This is a genomic window from Sulfurimonas sp. NW15 (assembly GCF_051132285.1).
Lineage (GTDB): Bacteria > Campylobacterota > Campylobacteria > Campylobacterales > Sulfurimonadaceae > Sulfurimonas > Sulfurimonas hydrogeniphila.
The window spans coordinates 659,361-676,472 of record NZ_CP093237.1; the positions used below are offsets into that span (position 1 = coordinate 659,361).

17 protein-coding genes and 1 pseudogene are annotated in these 17,112 nt (G+C 38.5%); 6 read left to right on the top strand and 12 right to left on the bottom strand.

Annotated elements, in window-relative coordinates; translation table 11 throughout:
* Positions 1-2 precede the first annotated feature (2 nt).
* The 6 genes from MLC52_RS03375 to gyrA form a co-directional block, all read right to left on the bottom strand.
* On the bottom strand, positions 3-521 hold the full coding sequence (locus tag MLC52_RS03375; protein WP_346389531.1) for a YqhA family protein: 519 nt from the start codon (positions 519-521) through the stop codon (positions 3-5).
* Positions 522-1,553: an aspartate-semialdehyde dehydrogenase gene (locus MLC52_RS03380; protein WP_346389532.1), complete on the bottom strand. Its 1,032-nt coding sequence runs from the start codon at positions 1,551-1,553 to the stop codon at positions 522-524.
* Between the two features lie 16 nt (positions 1,554-1,569).
* Complete coding sequence (locus tag MLC52_RS03385; RefSeq protein WP_434581317.1) at positions 1,570-2,709, bottom strand: sigma-54-dependent transcriptional regulator; 1,140 nt, start codon at positions 2,707-2,709, stop codon at positions 1,570-1,572.
* 22 nt (positions 2,710-2,731) lie between these two features.
* The gene (locus MLC52_RS03390) at positions 2,732-2,887 is read right to left on the bottom strand and encodes a hypothetical protein (protein WP_188109971.1); all 156 of its coding nucleotides are present in this window, start codon (positions 2,885-2,887) and stop codon (positions 2,732-2,734) included.
* 205 nt (positions 2,888-3,092) lie between these two features.
* A complete protein-coding gene (locus MLC52_RS03395) occupies positions 3,093-3,659 on the bottom strand; it encodes an LPP20 family lipoprotein (RefSeq protein WP_151900820.1) in 567 nt (188 codons plus the stop codon).
* Between the two features lie 44 nt (positions 3,660-3,703).
* Positions 3,704-6,184, bottom strand: coding sequence for a DNA gyrase subunit A (gene gyrA / locus MLC52_RS03400; protein ID WP_434581319.1), 2,481 nt, complete (start codon positions 6,182-6,184; stop codon positions 3,704-3,706).
* Positions 6,185-6,382: 198 nt separating this feature from the next.
* Between gyrA and MLC52_RS03405 the strand changes: the two genes are divergently transcribed.
* The 4 genes from MLC52_RS03405 to MLC52_RS03420 all read left to right on the top strand — a co-directional run bounded on the left by MLC52_RS03405 (position 6,383) and on the right by MLC52_RS03420 (position 10,537).
* Positions 6,383-7,693 (top strand): ammonium transporter, encoded by a 1,311-nt coding sequence (locus tag MLC52_RS03405; protein WP_434581321.1) that lies wholly within the window; start codon positions 6,383-6,385, stop codon positions 7,691-7,693.
* Between the two features lie 81 nt (positions 7,694-7,774).
* Positions 7,775-8,113, top strand: a complete 339-nt coding sequence (locus MLC52_RS03410) for a P-II family nitrogen regulator (protein ID WP_151900817.1) — start codon at positions 7,775-7,777, stop codon at positions 8,111-8,113.
* A 448-nt stretch (positions 8,114-8,561) separates the two neighbouring features.
* Positions 8,562-9,737: an ammonium transporter gene (locus MLC52_RS03415; protein WP_346389535.1), complete on the top strand. Its 1,176-nt coding sequence runs from the start codon at positions 8,562-8,564 to the stop codon at positions 9,735-9,737.
* An 8-nt stretch (positions 9,738-9,745) separates the two neighbouring features.
* Complete coding sequence (locus tag MLC52_RS03420) at positions 9,746-10,537, top strand: energy transducer TonB (RefSeq protein ID WP_418641155.1); 792 nt, start codon at positions 9,746-9,748, stop codon at positions 10,535-10,537.
* Between the two features lie 5 nt (positions 10,538-10,542).
* On the opposite strand, the gene MLC52_RS03425 is transcribed toward MLC52_RS03420, so the two are convergent.
* Entirely contained in the window at positions 10,543-10,713 is a 171-nt protein-coding gene (locus tag MLC52_RS03425; RefSeq protein WP_418641156.1) for a rubredoxin, read from the bottom strand.
* Positions 10,714-10,845: 132 nt separating this feature from the next.
* Here MLC52_RS03425 and MLC52_RS03430 point away from each other — a divergent pair.
* Positions 10,846-12,438, top strand: a pseudogene (locus MLC52_RS03430) (IS1634 family transposase); the annotation flags it as partial.
* Between the two features lie 100 nt (positions 12,439-12,538).
* Here the strand turns inward: MLC52_RS03430 and istB are convergent.
* Genes istB through MLC52_RS03445 form a run of 3 tightly spaced genes read right to left on the bottom strand, consistent with a single transcriptional unit; the run spans position 12,539 to position 14,873 of the window.
* Positions 12,539-13,291 (bottom strand): IS21-like element helper ATPase IstB, encoded by a 753-nt coding sequence (gene istB, locus MLC52_RS03435; RefSeq protein ID WP_434579771.1) that lies wholly within the window; start codon positions 13,289-13,291, stop codon positions 12,539-12,541.
* Positions 13,292-13,332: 41 nt separating this feature from the next.
* A complete protein-coding gene (istA, locus tag MLC52_RS03440) occupies positions 13,333-14,490 on the bottom strand; it encodes an IS21 family transposase (protein WP_434581324.1) in 1,158 nt (385 codons plus the stop codon).
* The gene (locus MLC52_RS03445; RefSeq protein ID WP_434581326.1) at positions 14,451-14,873 is read right to left on the bottom strand and encodes a hypothetical protein; all 423 of its coding nucleotides are present in this window, start codon (positions 14,871-14,873) and stop codon (positions 14,451-14,453) included. Before MLC52_RS03445 ends, istA begins: the two co-directional genes overlap by 40 nt.
* 268 nt (positions 14,874-15,141) lie before the next feature.
* Between MLC52_RS03445 and MLC52_RS03450 the strand changes: the two genes are divergently transcribed.
* The gene (locus tag MLC52_RS03450) at positions 15,142-15,309 is read left to right on the top strand and encodes a hypothetical protein (protein ID WP_434581328.1); all 168 of its coding nucleotides are present in this window, start codon (positions 15,142-15,144) and stop codon (positions 15,307-15,309) included.
* 5 nt (positions 15,310-15,314) lie between these two features.
* Here the strand turns inward: MLC52_RS03450 and MLC52_RS03455 are convergent, their stop codons facing one another.
* Complete coding sequence (locus tag MLC52_RS03455) at positions 15,315-15,485, bottom strand: rubredoxin (RefSeq protein WP_418641156.1); 171 nt, start codon at positions 15,483-15,485, stop codon at positions 15,315-15,317.
* A gap of 26 nt (positions 15,486-15,511) precedes the next feature.
* Entirely contained in the window at positions 15,512-17,107 is a 1,596-nt protein-coding gene (locus tag MLC52_RS03460; protein ID WP_346389537.1) for a Na/Pi cotransporter family protein, read from the bottom strand.
* Positions 17,108-17,112: the final 5 nt, after the last annotated feature.

The following is a 17,112-nucleotide window of genomic DNA, read 5'->3' on the forward strand; positions in this document are numbered from 1 at the left end:
CCTTAGTGATTGTGTCCGACTTTACTTAAAAAATACAAACCGACAGCAACGGCAGTAATAGATAAAGCCAAATAGAGTAATTCTAACGGTGTCTGGTAGCTTGCAAGTCCCACTTTTTTAAAGAAGCCTACAACCAAAACCATCACAATTACTTTGGATATTTTGTCTTTAAGCTGATCAAGCGAGTGAATAGATAAAATTTTGTTTTCTCTCGTAGTATCTTCTCTCGCCGCATCAATATCTGAGATAAACAATTCATACAATCCGAAAGAAAACAACAGCATAACAACGCCGATAAGATATAAATCCACGGCGCCTATAATTCCGCCGACAACCAGTTCATGAAAGTGCTCCGGATGATGATGGTTCACATAGGTGTTTATTACAAGTTTAGCTGTATCATATATGTCAAAACTCGCAACAATAAAAAGCGCTACAGCTCCGATAAGACCGAAAATAACGGCCATTAAAACCATAAAGCGCGAACTCCAGAGTCCGCTTTCAAAGATTTTTTCAATCATTTACGATCCTTCTTCCATCTCTATCCATTTTTGGGCAATTCTTACTGCATTTGTAGCAGCGCCTACTCTTAAATTGTCTGCAACGACAAACATATGCAGCATATTGTTGGAAAAAAGGTCATTTCTGATACGTCCGACAAATGTTTCATTTTTGTCTATGCATGCAGCAGGCATAGGATAGAGTGCTTCATCAGGATTGTCCAAAACCACTATGTTGGGTGCTTTTTTTAGGATTTCTCTTGCTTCGTTTGCATCTATTTTAGAATCAAAAGTCATAGTGATTGATTCTGCATGACCGCGAAGAGTAGGTACACGAACACAGGTAGCGCTCAGAGCAATTTCTTTGTGCATGATTTTTGTTGTCTCGTTCACCATTTTCATCTCTTCTTTCGTGTAACCGTTGTCTGTAAATACATCAATTTGAGGGATGACATTGAGTGCAATCTGATGGTTGAATGCCTTGTGCTCTGCTTCATCAAGTTTAAAAGCAAAAAATGCCTGCATTTGACTGACAAGTTCCTCCATGGCAGATTTTCCTGCACCGCTGGTTGCCTGGTATGTATCAACATCAACACGAACCAAATCATATGCTTCGTCAAGAGGTTTGAGTGCCTGTACCATTTGGATAGTGGAACAGTTTGGGTTGGCTATGATTCCTGTTTCTTTCCATTGCGCAATATCCTGAGGATTGACCTCAGGGACAACAAGAGGGACATTCGGATCCATTCTGAAGTGAGAGGTGTTGTCAATTACAACAGCACCTGCTGCAACTGCGGAAGGGGCAAATTCTGCGCTGACACTGCCTCCGGCACTAAAGAGGGCAATATCCACCTCTTCTTTTTCAAAGACATCATGTGTCAGTTCTATAATATCAAAGCTTTCCTTGTTAAACTCTACCTGCTTGCCGACGCTTCTTGCACTTGCAAGCGGTACCAGTTTTTTAAGAGGAAAATCAATTTCTTCCAATACTCTTAAAATCTCTTCACCGACAGCACCGTTTGCACCGACAACAGCTACATTATATTTTTTCATTCAATTTTCTCCTGTTCTATTTTCTGTTATTTAAAAAAAGTTCGTCTTTTTGAATTTCACTGGTTTCACTGAGTATGACAGAACGCTCCACTACTGAAAGCAACTCTCGAATATTTCCGGGCCAGGTATATGATAAAAGCTCACTTTCTGCCTCAGCAGAGAGGCTTTTTGTATCAAAACCATACTTTTGACAGTTGTGTGCAATCATCTTTTGTGCAATTTCCAATATTTCGTCTTTTCTTTCTCTCAAAGGTGGAATATGGAGAGGAATAGTATTGAGTCTGTAATACAGGTCCTCTCTGAATTCTCCTTTTTTTATCTTCTCGTTTAAATTTGCGTTTGTTGCCGAAACGACGCGTATGTCTATTTTAATGGCTTTTGCAGAGCCAAGTCTGCGCACCTCTTTTTCCTGTAGGGCCCGAAGCAGCTTTGCCTGAACACCATAGGGCATTTCCCCTATCTCATCCAAAAAGAGTGTTCCTCCGTTTGCCAGTTCAAACTGTCCCGCTTTAGCTTCGGTCGCATCGGTAAATGCCCCCTTTTCAAAGCCAAAAAGCTCACTCTCTATCAAGTTCTCAGGAATTGCCGCCATATTGATAGCAATAAAGGGTTTTTTTGCTCTTGGAGAGTTTTTGTGTATATAAGAAGCAAAAACTTCTTTGCCGACACCGCTTTCTCCCAAAAGCAAAATACTTGCATCTGTTTTGGAAGCCTTTTGGGCAATGCCTAAAACTTTTGTAAGTGCTTCAGACGAGCCCAAAAAATCATTCGTCGTTTTTTTGCTTTTTTGCGCCGATTTTTTTACTTTTTGGACAACTGCCTCGCGTTTAATCGCATCGACAAGCGTGTCTACATCAAAAGGTTTGAGCAAAAAATCTTTGACACCAAGATGGATAGATTCGATAGCCCGACTCAGTGTTGCATTCCCTGTCATGATAATAACTTCGTATCTGCCGCCCAGTTCTTTGACAAATTCTATGCCGTCCATTCCGGGCATATTGATATCGGTAATGACCAGATCAAAAGTGTCATCAAGTACTTTAAGTGCATCTTTGGCATTTTTAAATGTTTTTACTCTAAACTCTTTGTAATCGCCCATAGCAATTTCAAGAGATTTACGCATATTGATATCATCTTCGACTATGGCTATTTTCACAAAAAGTCCTGTTTTTATTCGGCTATTTTAAAGCTGATATTCTAACAAAATTATCATTAAAATCGACTTTGAAGCATTGTGTGAAAAAAGTAATTGTGGTATTTGTGTGTGAATTGACTGTATCAAAAGAGTCATAACTCTTTACATGTAGTCCGAGTTTTTGGAAAAAATCAATCATTTTTTCTTTTTTTTCTTTTATGAACTTTTCAAATGTTTTATTGTTTTCTTTTTGAAAGATTACAGATTGACTGATGCTGCCAGAGCAGGACTGCATTGCTTTTGAAACAAGAATTTGTTCATTATAAAGTTGAAAATCTTTTACCACATATTTATAGGATATGTAGTAAAAGTCAGCATATGCTAAAGTAGAAAGTAGAATAAAATTAACGAATAATATCCGCATATTTAAGCTTTATTTCCATTTCTACTTGACATAGACCATCTTTAAAGCTTGTCTCTACTATATTAGTATTTCTTAAACATGCTGCCACATGTGTACGAATTGTTGATTTTTTAATCATCATATTCTTCACATAATCATTTCCCTCTACGTACACACCTTTTACTTTTTCTGCAATAAGACGATATGCATCTGCTATGGCAGCTCTTTTTGCTAAGGCTAAGGCTTGTGCTGGTGAACATGCTCCATTGCATGGTGCAACACCTTGCCCTACAACGCTGATTCTGAGCGGTTTGTTACACTGCAGAACTTGTGTGTTCTTAGGTAGTGTCGGTAATGTTTTTTTTGCTGTTTGAATAGTTTTTACTTTTTGTTTCACTATCGGCGGCTTTTGTGCATTACATTGTTTAGTAGTGTTGTAACTTCTGTATGTTCTATCTATATATGAATGACCACATTCGTCAGTGCCACACTGTTGTTTATAGGCACAGGCTGAAAATCCTAATGCTAAGATAGCAATAACACTTCCTGTAATGATATTTTTTTTCATGCTAAGTTCCTCTTTATTAAGTAGTATTTGACTTTTAGCAATTACTATTCCAAGTCTAAAGAAGGAGATGTGTCTTCCTCATCCTCTTCGCTTTTTTCTTCTTTCGGACAGCGTGAAATACTGACAACTTCATCCCCTTTTACTATATAGACCCCGGAAGTGTTTCTGCTTGATTTGGAGATTGTCTGCATATCAACACGTATCATTTTACCGGCTTTTGTGAGTGCCATCATATCCATGCCCTCATCTACCATTAGGCAGCCGACAATATGTTTGCCTGTTTTTGCAGTCATTTTCATGGCAATGACACCGGAACCGCCACGGTTTGTCAGTCTGTATTCTCCTGCATCCGTACGTTTTCCTATCCCTTTTTCAGCGACAATCAAAATCTCCTGATCATCACTTGCTATAATGTTTGCATCGACGACTTCATCACCTTCGTACTTGAACTTAATCCCTCTTACTCCACGTGTACTGCGTCCCTGTTCCCGGGTTTTTTCAATTTCAAACTTGATGCACTGTGCAAGTTTTGTCACAATAAAGAGGTATTTAATGCTTTTATCCGCAATTTTTGCTGTAATGAGCGCATCATCCTCATCAAGAACAATCGCTCTGACACCGTTGCTTCTGATATTGCTGAATTCGCTTAAATTTGTTCGTTTGACAATTCCGTTTTTTGTAAAGAAAACCAAAGATTTCTCTTCGCTGAAATCAGTTGTCGGAATAATAGACTGAATTTGCTCATCCGCCATTAAATTAAGTAAATTGACAACAGCTTTTCCTTTGGCTGTACGACTTCCTTCAGGTATACGATAGACTTTCAGCCAGTGGAGTTGTCCTCTGTCTGTCACAAAAAGGAGCGTATCGTGCGTATTACATGTAAAGAAGTTTTCTATAAAGTCATCTTCATAGGTTGTGACAGCAGTTTTTCCTTTGCCTCCGCGTTTTTGCTTTTCATAGCTTGCAAGCGGTACACGCTTGATGTATCCTCTGTGTGTAATTGTAACAACCATTGGTTCATTGGGAATTAGGTCTTCTATGTCTATATCATCATAGTCATCTTCGATGTCAGTTCTTCGTTTTGTGGTATATGTTTGTAAAATTTCATCAAATTCATCACCTATTATACCGTGCAGTACTTTTTCGCTTTGTAGAATTGACTCAAGAAACTCAATTTGTTTCATAAGTTCTGCCAATTCATTTTCTATTTTTTCAATTTCAAGTCCTGTAAGACGACCAAGACGCATTGCAACAATGCTTGCAGCCTGGATTTCTGAAAAATCGAACTCTGTTACCAGATTTTCTTTTGCTTCTTCTTCATTTGTGGAAGCACGGATAGTGCGAATGACTTTATCAATAATATCTATTGCTTTTTTCAAACCTTCCAAAATATGTGCACGCGCTTTTGCTTTTTCCAAATCAAAAATTGTACGACGGATAATAATAGTTTTTCGGTGATTGATAAAATGCTTGAGTATGTCAATAAGACCAAAAATTCTTGGTTCCTGGTTTAAAATGGAGAGCATTATGATACCGAAGGTTGTCTGCATTGCAGTTTGTTTAAATAAATTATTTAAAACAATTTCACTGATTGTGTCACGCTTGAGCTCAATGACAACGCGCATACCGTCTCGGTCGGACTCATCTCTGATTTCGCTTACACCGTCTATCATCTTGTCTTTAACCAAATTGGCAACGTTTTCAATAAGACGGGCTTTGTTTACCTGATAAGGAAGTTCATCAATGACAATGACGTCTTTGTTTCCTTTTTTCTCAATATGTGTTTTTGCACGTACTTTTATACGGCCACGCCCTGTTTCATAGGCATCCATAATCCCTTTTTTCCCAAATATAATGCCGCCTGTAGGAAAATCAGGCGCTTTGATATGTTCCATGATTTCAGGAAGTGTAATATTGGGATTTTCCAGGAGTGCTTTGAGTCCGTTCATAATTTCAGTAGGGTTGTGGGGAGGAATGTTTGTTGCCATACCGACCGCAATCCCTGAAGAACCGTTTATTAAAAGGTTCGGCACACGTGTCGGCATTACATCCGGTTCTTTTGTTGTACCGTCATAGTTGTCTATCATATTGACAGTGTTCTTTTCCAAATCTTTTAAAAGTTCACCTGCATATTTTGTCATACGGGCTTCCGTATAACGCATCGCAGCAGCCGAGTCACCGTCAACCGAACCGAAGTTTCCCTGTCCGTCTACAAGTTCCATCCGCATGGAAAAATCCTGCGCCATTCGCACGAGTGCATCATAAACGGCTGTATCTCCGTGAGGGTGGTACTGACCGATAACATCACCGACGATACGTGCTGATTTTTTATACTTTGCACCAAATGAGAGATTGAGTTTGTCCATTGCATAAAGAATTCTTCTGTGAACAGGTTTGAGTCCGTCTCTTACATCAGGCAAGGCACGACCGACAATAACACTCATAGAGTAATCAAGATAGCTGTTTTGAAGAGTTTCTTCTATATTTATACTTTGTATATCACCATTGTTTAACAAGTTGCTCATTGAAACACCTAAAATTTAAATTTATATATATTATCTTATTGTCGCTTAATAAAATGTTTAAAACTGATGAATTTTTGTGTAATTGAATAAATAATAGAGGAATTGTAAAAGCTGCTTAAAAATTAATCAGTTTAAGCTGAAAAAAAAGATGTAATTATTCTATACTTTGTTTTGAAAATATTCAACAAAAGGATTCACATGAAGAAATGGTTATTAGCATTTTTATTTGCTTTACCAACATTCGTATTTGCGGAGGATACAGCAACACTTGATACAGGTGATACAGCATGGATGATGATGTCAACTGCATTAGTATTATTGATGACACCTGCAGGTCTTGCACTGTTTTATGCAGGTATGACAAGAAGTAAAAATGTACTCAATACATACGCTATGGTTTTTGGAGCGTTTGTAGTTGCATTTGTCGTTTGGATTGCTGCCGGTTATTCTATAGCATTTGGTACAGCAGAGTCTGCCGCTGTTCAGAATGTAATGGGTGGATTCGGTAATGTCTTCTTAAACGGAATCAGCTGGCATGATTTAAGCGGAACATATCCTACCTATGTATTTGTGGCATTTCAGGGTACATTTGCAGCTATTACGGTAGCTATTGCTGCAGGTTCGGTTATAGAACGTATTAAATTCTCTACATGGCTGGTATTTGTGGCTCTTTGGGGACTTGTCGTGTATGCTCCTGTTGCTCATATGGTTTGGGGTGGAGACGGTGCCTATCTCTTTGATTTAGGTGCTTTAGACTTTGCCGGTGGTACAGTTGTACATATGAACGGCGGTCTGGCCGGTTTGGTTCTTGCTGTTCTTGTTGGCAAACGTGTCGGATATCCTAAGTCTGCAATGAAACCTGCTACAGTGCTTTTGACTGCGCTTGGTGCAGCTCTTTTATGGTTTGGCTGGTACGGATTCAATGCAGGATCTGCATTTGGAGCGAATGCCATTGCCGGTGTAGCACTCCTGACTACAACGATAGCAACTGCCGCAGCTGCTATTACATGGATGCTTGCTGAGTGGGTTGTTTATAAAAAGCCTACATTGCTGGGACTTGCTACAGGTGCTGTTTCTGGACTTGTCGCTATTACGCCTGCTGCCGGATTTGTTGGTGTGGGTGGTGCTTTTATCGTTGGTATCGTTGGAACGCTCTTCGCTTTTTGGGGTGTGACTGTGCTTAAAAAGAAACTTGGTTATGATGACTCTTTGGATGCATTCGGTGTTCACTTTTTAGCTGGTTTGTTTGGTGCACTCGCAACCGGTCTTTTGGCTTTAAAAGACAATGACCTGTTATGGGACGGACCGCTGAAAGAATCAGGTGACAGAATGGGACAGTTTATTGTTCAGGTTGAGTCTGTTGTTATTGTTGGACTGTTCACTCTTATCGGTACTGTTGTTGTTTACTATGTTGCTACTGCATTGACTGGTGGTTCACGTGTAAGTGAAGATGAAGAAACAATGGGTCTGGATGAATCTGTTCAAGGTGAAAGATACATGAATAACTAATCTCTTTTTGGGATTAGTGTATTGATTTTGTAATCAAAAATGGTTACAATTGATAAATAATAAAACTTTGGAGTAGTGATAATGAAAAAAGTAGAAGCGGTTATCAAACCATTTAAACTGGAAGATGTAAAAGATGCACTGGCAGAAATCGGTATTGACGGTATGACAGTAAGTGAAGTAAAAGGCTATGGCCGTCAAAAAGGGCATAGCGAATTGTACCGCGGTGCCGAGTATGTGGTTGATTTTTTACCGAAAATAAAAATGGAAATGGTTGTTACAGCAGACATGGTAGAACAGGTTACGGCAACAATTGTTGAAGCAGCACGTACAGGTAAAATCGGAGACGGTAAGATTTTTGTAAGTGACATAGAAAAAATTATCAGAATTCGTACAGGTGAAACTGACGAGGAAGCTATCTAAACAATAATGCTTTCTCGGAACCGGTACTTCAGTACCGGCTGTTGCAATGTCTTGCCACTCTCAGCCCGGACTGAAGTCCGCGTTGCAAAAAAATGCTTAACTTAATGGCGGTATCCCACCCCCTTTGGCTTCGCTGGCCGCTATGGCACTCAAGCCGACTCCTTTAGAAGGAGTAGAAAATCCACATATTGACTTCTTTGGCATTTAAAAATAATGATTTAATTTTTAAAATATAAAGATTTTGCTACACTCAGCTTTTAAGTTCAATTTAAACCCGAATTATGCAATAGAAAATAATAAGTAGGTTCTATGCTTGTGTCCAAGGGATGTTTAGAAAATTGTTGTGCCAACCTTTTTGGTTGGTCAATAATTTTATGAATGTGCCTTGGGTACAATGATAGAGACTTTCTTGAGTTTTCTGTTGCATAATCCGGGTTAAAGGTTTATAATGTCTGAAGCTGATTTCAAATACATACTGGATACTTTCTTTACACTTTTTTCTATGGTTTTGATTATTTTAATGGTTCCGGGTTTTGCCATGCTTGAAGCCGGACTGGTAAGAACAAAAAATGTCTCTTCTGTTTTGACGGTAAATACCATGATTTATGCGGTAGCATCTATGGCATTTTTACTTGTCGGCTACTCTCTTGCGTTTGGTTCCTGGGAAAACTCTTCTATGAGTATATGGGCGGCATTTTTGTTTCAGATGGCATTTGTCGGTAAAACTATAAATATTATGAGTGGTGGAGTGAGTGAGCGTGTAAAAATAATACCACTGATGATATTTACGGTTGTTATGGGTGCTGTTATTTATCCTTTGATTGTTAATGTAAGCTGGGGCGCTGATCTTCTTGCGGGAACAGTGTTGGATATTGACATGTATGATTTGGCAGGTTCAACTGTTATTCATTCCACCGGAGGCTGGGCATTGCTGGCTGCGATTTTGATTATGGGACCAAGAAAAGACAGATACAAAGACGGGAAAATAAAAGTGATACCTGCATCAAATGTACCGCTTGTGGTTCTTGGAGCACTTCTTTTATGGATAGGATGGTTCGGATTTAACGGTGGCAGTGTCGGTTCTATTTCAAGTATCGAAAATGCCGATACGGTTGCAAAAACGATTATGAATACTAATACGGCAGGTTTGGCGGGTGCAATCATTGCAGCTGTTATCATGTATGCACGCTATAAGCTTTTAGATATCACAATGATATTAAACGGTGCATTAGGAGGGCTTGTTGCAATTACTGCAGGACCTGATTTGTATGACATGTACACACCAATCCTGATTGGTGCCATTGGCGGTGCACTTGTTGTTTTTGCTGTACCAATGTTTGACAAATTAAAACTTGATGATCCTGTAGGTGCACTTTCTGTTCACCTTGTCAACGGTATTTGGGGTACACTCGCTGTTGGTATTTTTGTTGATAAAGTGTCACTGGTTTCACAACTCAAAGGGATTGTAGTCATCGGAGTTTTTGCATTTGTGAGTTCCTATATTGTTATTTACATTATCAACAAGATTGTTGCATTCAGAGCAGAGGATGATATTCAGGTAGAGGGGCTTGATGTCAATGAGGTTGGCGTTGAAGCCTATCCTGAATTTAAACGCGCCATTTAAAATAATGTATGCTTAATCACTCAAAGTCTCTTTTTCTTTCTTTGCTCGTTCATGCGCTTATTCTGCTGAGCCTGTTTGGTGTTTATAAGTATGTGGTCTCATCTGCCGCATTTGTTGAAGAAGAAAAAAGAGTGTGTGTAAATTTGAGATGTATCAAACAACAGGCTGAAGAAATACATAAGAAGAAAAAAGAGAGAAAAAAAGTTATCTCTGAAAAAAAAGCGAAAAAAATCCCGCAACATAAAAAAGTGATTCCTCCCAAAAAACAAAAAACCCAACAAAAACCCAAGAAAATTAAGAAAAAAATTCCTTTAAAAAAACAGATTAAAAAGAAAGAAGAAACAATAAAAGAGACAAAGATTGAAGAAAAGACAAAACCGGAAAAAAGAATAGAACAAACAGCAGCAGAAAAACCGGAAAAAAAACTAGAAGAAGTCGTGAAAAACATGCCTGTTGCAGAAGAAAATCTTCGCAGGGAAAAGAGGACAAAAAAAACTGTTGAAAAAAAGGTGAGTGAGAAAGAAGCGTATTTGCAGGAAAATCTGGCACAGATTGCCCAATTGATAAAAGAAAACCTCTACTATCCGAGAATGGCACGTAAGCGAGGCATACAGGGTTCTGTTACTGTTCGCTTTATGCTGTTGAAAGATGCTACTGTTATACAAATTACAACAATATCTTCAAGCAGTGGTATCTTGACGCGTGCGGCGATTAAAACAATCGCTGAGCTTTCAGGAAAATTTCCAAAGCCAAAAACAGATATAATGTTGAGTGTACCGATTCGATACTCTTTACAATAACAGTTTTACTCAACAGGCTTGAAATACTCTTTTTGGGCACCGCAACCCGGACATTTCCAGTTCTCAGGAAGATCCTCAAAAGCTGTTCCGGGAGGAATGCCCCTTTTTTCATCACCGATTTTCGGGTCATAAATATGACCGCAAAACACACATTTATATTTTTGCAATTTATCCATAACTGGCTCCTCCTGAATTCCACGAATTCAAGAAAAACAGAGAAACATCCTCTGTAAAGCCCTAAAATAGGGGTATCATATTTCAAAAATGGGTGGCACAAACTTTAAGAGAAAGTTTTTTATAATACCTTTATGTATGTTAGAAAAAAGAAAAACTCAAGTGGTTCTGTCAGTATCCAAATAATAAAAAAAGTAAAAGGAAGATCAAAAGTAATTGAGAGCATAGGCTGTTCAAAAGATTCAGATGAGATAGAGGAACTTTTAAAAAAAGGCAAAGAGAGAATAAAAGAGTTAGAGCCCACACTGTTTGACAACATAGAACAAGAAGATAAAAAGTTAAAGTTTTTGTCAATCTCAAATGAGCAAATAATTCCTATAGGTGATGAACTCTTTTTTGGTAAAATCTTTGACAGGATTATCAGTAAAAAAACTATTTTCCAATCAGTGTATAAGAAAAATGATAAGCATGAACTTTTTAAAGCACTTGTAATATCAAGAATACTCTATCCAGGGAGTAAGCTGTATCTAAGTGATTATCTTTTTTATTTTAAAAAGAAAGAGATTAGCGATGAGACAATATACAGATTGGTAGATAGTCTTTATAAAGATGAGATTAAACAAAGAGTTGAAGAGGCTGTATATCAAGATACACTTGCAAAAATAGATAACAATTTAGTTGTAAGCTTCTATGATGTAACAACACTGTTTTTTGAGAGTGAGAGTGAAGATGACCTAAGAAGAATAGGTTTCTCCAAAGAAGGAAAATTAGCACGGCCACAGATACAACTGGGTCTATTTACAACACTACAAGGGTATCCTCTCTCTTATGAGGTGTATCACGGTAAAAAGTATGAGGGGCACACACTCCTTGAAGCACTAAAAAGCTTTCAAAAAAGATTTAAACTAAAACACAAGCCTATTGTAGTAGCTGACAGAGGTATGTTAAATGATGCCAATATAGCTTACCTTGAAAATAACGGGTACAGATATATCCTTGGTGCAAAAATTAAGATGCTACCAGGCAGCATCAAAGAGAAAATTACAAACCTGACATTTATTGATGATAGTACGACCCATGAAATAGAGATTGATAAAACTGTAAAATATACACAAGAAAATCAAAAATACTCTCTTGATATACACCAAAGACTCGTACTTACCTACTCATCAAAAAGAGCCAAAAAAGATAAACGCTTAAGAGAGAAGGCTCTTGAGAGATTAAAAGCAAAGATTGAGTATTCAACCAATCTCACTAAAAAAGATTTAAAACTCTCCCATTATGCAAAGTACTTGGATATTACAGATGATTGCAAAGTAGAGTTTAAACTCAATCATAACAAAGTCTTACAAGACAGCAAACTTGATGGATTAAAAGGGTATATAATAAACGATACTACACTTTCTCATAAAGATATAATAGAACATTACCAAAACCTTTGGCACATTGAAAAAGCTTTTAGAATTTCTAAAACAGATCTTCAAATACGGCCGATACATCACAGGCTAGAAACAAGAATCAAGGCCCATATCCTCATTTGCTTTGTGGCATATGCTATATATAAAGAGTTTGAAGTAAAAACAAGGGATTTAAAAAAAGAATATCAAATTTCATATAAAATTTTAAGGGACCTCATTAAACATGTATTTGCTATAAAGTTGGATGATGGTGAAATATTCCCTATGAAACTATCTAAGATTCAACAAAGATTTTATGATGCTTTGCATATGACGGAGCATCCGGCCACCCAACGCGTTTTAAATCGGACACCAAGAAAGGGAATATTTTCTGTAACGCCATTTTAGCATAAAGTGTCCGAATGATTTTTTAATATTCGTCAGTTTTGATGCTCGATTTGAGTTTTCGCATCGATGGACCACTCAGTTCTATCCTATGGGAGGAGTGAACAATTCTGTCTAAAATTGCATCTGCAATGGTGTTGTTGTTGAGATAGTTATACCACTCACTTACAGGAAGCTGTGAAGTGATAATTGTAGAATTAATCTGCGTTCTGTCCTCTATGATCTCAAAGAGATTCGTTGCATCATCTTCACCCATAGGTATCACACCGAAGTCATCAAGAATCAGCAGTTTAAATCTTGAATACTTTTTAAGCAGATTAGTATAAGTGCCATCCAACCTTGCAATTTTTATCTCCTCAAGCAATGAAGGGGTTCTTACATAGTAGGCTTTGTACCCATCAAATATAGCCTTATTGGCAAACGCTTGAGCGAGATAGCTTTTCCCAGTCCCAGTTTTACCGGTAATGATGATGTTCTGTCTGGCATCGATGAAGTTGAGTGAAGATAGTGATCTGATCTGTGCTTTGTTGATCCCTCTTTGTGGTGTGTAATCTATAGCATCGAGTGCTGCTTGCTTATCTTTGATTTTTGAGAGTCTGTGATTCATGATGATGCGTTTATTGCGTAAAAATATATCCTGCGCATCAAGAAGCTGATAGAGTCTTTCACTAAACCCCATAGAATCGTAGTTGATATCCTCCATCTGTTGCAAATATGCCTCTTTAAAGCCCTTATAACCAAGTTCTGTCAGTTTGTTGATAACGGTAGTGTGATTCATTCTTTTGTCCTTGTTTTCTTTTTATTATTTGATTATTATTTCTATTTGTACTCATCTGCACCGCGGATATTGGAGTGGTTGTTAAAAAGTGCGTAGTGTGATGATGGTTGCACATTATTGGCACTCTCACTCAGATAGAGCTTTTTATCGAGTATCGATCTGATCGACTTTGTGGTTGTGGTGTTGTGCTTTGTGGCATACATCAGCGCCAACTCCAGCTCTGTATTACCATAGAGTTTTGCCAACGATAAGATGGCTACTATTTTATTATACGCCTGTGGTGGATACTCTACTGATGCAAATACATCCTCCACAAACACACTACTGAATTCACCTATATTTTTTGCCCAAGAACGCACTCTTTGCGGATTCATACTCTCGTTTACATACTGATGTTTACTTGGCATATGTTCATGCAGTGTCGAACACTCACCAACTCTTCGCAGGCGTGGATGTGTAGCGATGAGTCTGTTCTTGTGGTAGATATAGACACTTTGTGTGGAGTATCGTACCTCTACCTCCTCTTTGATATATTTGTAAGGTACAGAGTAGTTGCATTTCTCAAGGCTTATATGGTAATCCTGATGCACTTTTGCGATCTTAAACTGTTTATAGGTATAGCTGTTTGCAGGCAGTGGATTAAGATAGGGTGCATCGAGCTCATTAAAGAGCTCTGTTCTACTCTTTTGGAGATGTTTTATAATCTTATTATTGTATCTATCGAGCAACTCCGCTATAGCTTCGTTGAGCTCATCGACACTGAAAAACTTATGGTGACGAAAGCGTGCGAGAATGTAGCGTTGAATCGCTTGGACACCCTGTTCTGCTTTTGGCTTGTCTTTTGGCTTTCTTGGGCGTGCTGGATTTACTATGACGCCATAGTGACGATTGAGGTCTGCATAGCTCTCATTGACGACGATACCGTTTTTATTATTGGAGATGATGGCACTTTTGAGATTATCGGGAACTACCACTCTTGGCACTCCGCCAAAGAACCCATAGCACTTGACATGGGAGTAGATGAAGTCCTCCTGTTTTTGACTTGGGGTAGCATGAACAAAGGTGTATCCACTAGCCCCTAGTACGGCTATAAATATCTGTGCATACTCCACTTCACCGGTTCTTTGGTTGTGTATTGGCATAGTAACACCGCTGTAGTCTACAAACATCTTCTCACCCGCAAGGTGTGTCTGGCGCATGGAGGGGTTGAGTTTTTGACGAAGCGGCGGTAGTATACGCGAAACTGGGTGTACTGATACCCATCCGGATTATCCTCTTTATACTCTTCCCACAACAGATAGAGGGTCACTTTGGTTTTTTTGCGCAGTTTGAGCTCTTGGTGGATATAGTTGAAGTTTGGCATCGCTTTGCGTGAGACAACGACACTGGCTACATCGGGGAAAAACTGTAGTTTGAGTGCATCATCATCTAAAACATCAATCTGCTCTATTGACAATCCAAGCTCTTTAAACCGTTTGATATAATCTGCAACGGTACTTTTGGCTACTCCTGTAGCGTCATGTATCTTTCTGATTGACAAGCCCATACTATGGTACTTTACAATATCACGAACTGATCTCATAGATATAATCCTCATTTTCAACACCCTTGTAAATAAATTTACAAAGAGTGTATTTGAATTTAGAAAATATCTCTTTCTTAAACGAATCTGTGTTGACGCTTTTTTAGTAAAAGTGTCCGAATCATTTCCGTCATCACTGTCCGATTTAAAACCGTCACGGGTGTCCGAACTAAAACGTTATGGGTGTCCGATTAGGTGCGTTTTTTGCAATGCTTTGCATAGCTGACTTTAAAATTGTTTAAGTTTTTTCAAAAGTGGGTGGCAAATCGTGGAAAACAGGAAAGATGCTACTGTTATACAAATTACAACAATATCTTCAAGCAGTGGTATCTTGACGCGTGCGGCGATTAAAACAATCGCTGAGCTTTCAGGAAAATTTCCAAAGCCAAAAACAGATATAATGTTGAGTGTACCGATTCGATACTCTTTACAATAACAGTTTTACTCAACAGGCTTGAAATACTCTTTTTGGGCACCGCAACCCGGACATTTCCAGTTCTCAGGAAGATCCTCAAAAGCTGTTCCGGGAGGAATGCCCCTTTTTTCATCACCGATTTTCGGGTCATAAATATGACCGCAAAACACACATTTATATTTTTGCAATTTATCCATAACTGGCTCCTGTTACTTATTATATCTTATTTTCCTGCATTGAGCAGTGCCTGTTGCAGATGATATGCAATACGTGTAATGTGTACCGATGAACGTTGCAGCCACCGAATTGCTTCTAAGTGGTAGGTGCCCTCATCTATGCTAACTGTCCCGTCGGCCATTAACAGTGTTATTTCTTCTCTCTTTTGTTCTGTTTTCCTGTCAATGTCATAGTTGCTCTGCTGTGTATAATTGGCTAGTTCCTGTAAGGATGTTTTTTCAAGGAGTTGCAGACTTGTTTGAATAAGCCCAATAAATTGATTTTTTTCTAATACCAACAAGGGTGATGACTGAAGAAACAGTGCTTTGTGCTCATCTTCACGGCATCGGTCAAAAAGCCGTTGCAGATGGTCAATAACATGAATGAGACTGATAAGCCGTTGCCAGTTTGCATCCTGTGTATTTTTTAAATTAATTTTGTCTAAGAAATTCTGTGTTTCATCTAAAAGCTTGTCAAAAGTATGCAGATTGATTTTGTGTGCATTTTTTTTCGCTCCAAGTAAATAGAGCATATACCGCAATAACGTTTTGAATTCATTTTCAAGAGATTTTTGCACAACACTCAAAGCCAAAGGGATATTTTCAAGTAATGCAGGATCAAAATCCTGTATATACTTTTGTTTTGGTTCGGGTATGATTTTTTCCATAAGATGCGCAAAAGGTATTGTAAAAGGTATAATTGCAATGACACCTAAAAAGTTGAAAAAAGTATGAAACAGTACTAAGACAATTTCAGCCTGTTGCATGAAAAAACCGGGCGCGAAAGATTCAAAGAACAGAGTGTAGGGTGCTATTAAAAAAAGCGCGGCAATACCGGTAAATATATTGTATACAACATGTGAAAAGCCGGTTCTTTTTACTTCTGCAGAGCCACCTATGGTTGCTAAAGCCGCTGTAACTGTTGTACCTACATCCATGCCGACTACCAAGGCTGCACCCTGCTCAAAACTGATGGCACCTCCGTAAATCATTGTGAGTGTCGCGGCAACACCTGCGCTTGATGACTGTGTGATAATTGTGACAAGAATCCCAAGTAAGAAGAGCTCAAATCGGCCAAAAAAAGAATCTCCCGGAAAGTATTCAGGTGAAATGATGTCTTTATAGACAGACATGCCCTCTTGCATAAAGCTGATACCGACAAAAATCAGACCAAATCCGGCAATGGCAAAACCGATATCCGCTGCTTTTCCTTTTGAAAAAAGTTTTAAACTTGATCCTACAAGTATAAAAGGCAAAACCAGAGTGCCCAGTTTGAGTTTAAATCCGAGAAGTGCTACCATCCATCCTGTAATAGTGGTACCGATATTTGCGCCAAAGATAATACCGAGTGCTTGGGGAAATGTTAATAATCCTGCAGATACAAACCCTACAGCAGCAACTGTTGTAGCACTTGATGACTGTAAAACAGCGGTACTGACAGCTCCTGTTATAACTCCGGTAGTGGGTGTTTTTGTAAAACGAATTAAAGCATTTCTGATAGTATCTCCGGCAAGAGCATGTAAACCCTGGGTCATGATAATCATACCAAGTATAAAAATACCGATGCCCCCAAATGCCTGGGAAAGTGTAGTCCATGAATGCATAACTA